This window comes from Dellaglioa sp. CoH-57-MRSF-22 (assembly GCF_056781895.1).
This window is the reverse complement of the sequence record NZ_JBXAXT010000023.1, coordinates 251-850: the sequence shown is the minus strand read 5'-3', so window position 1 is coordinate 850 and position 600 is coordinate 251. Positions and strand designations below refer to the sequence as shown.

Annotated in this window: 1 protein-coding gene; it reads right to left on the bottom strand. The window is 50.0% G+C overall.

Features of this window, described 5'->3' with window-relative positions; all coding sequences use genetic code 11:
* Positions 1-94: 94 nt before the first annotated feature.
* A complete protein-coding gene (locus AC1RPR_RS07885; protein ID WP_481763414.1) occupies positions 95-349 on the bottom strand; it encodes an LEM-3-like GIY-YIG domain-containing protein in 255 nt (84 codons plus the stop codon).
* Positions 350-600 lie beyond the last annotated feature (251 nt).

Genomic DNA, 600 nt, shown 5'->3' with positions numbered 1-600 from the left:
CCTTAGCCAATGCCGTAGCCTCGGGCTCTTCCTTGGAAAGCTGACGTACGATAGGGGCATAACCAGCGCGCTCAATGGCGTTTATCTTTTGAACCTACCGATGCGTGCCACGTCGGTTACAGCCCTCCAGATGTTGATACATACGACGACCTTTGCCCTTTCCGACGTAGAATGGCTCATGATCGAACGCTACTACTTTGTCACCAACTGTATACAAGTAAGAGCCCGGTTTACGCGGATCGAGCAGTGCATAAACGTAGTAGAGCGGGTCAAGACTGAGCCTGTTGCGAGAATGCGCCTGAAGCTCTCGTGCCTGTTTGCGAACCAATGAGGAGAATGTGCGAGCCATGGTGTACTCCGAGTTTGTTCTTCATAAAATTGCACATCCTGCTTTACTCGTTTTGTTGGCATTTCTTCATTATTTTTGCAGTGTTTTCACGGCTCACGTGCATCTTTACGGATTTGATTCGTTGGCATCTTGTCCACCTTCTAGTTCATGCGGTTCACGGTACGTTTCTTGGCCACGAAAATAAGCGATAGAGGCCATCGACGTGTCGTCGTTGAGCAGGGCTTCTACGCCCGGATGCAGAGGACTAACGT

Bases quoted from the DNA above. Each gene is read 5' to 3' on its own strand.
- AC1RPR_RS07885 (WP_481763414.1), bottom strand. From the start codon at position 349: ATGGCTCGCACATTCTCCTCATTGGTTCGCAAACAGGCACGAGAGCTT.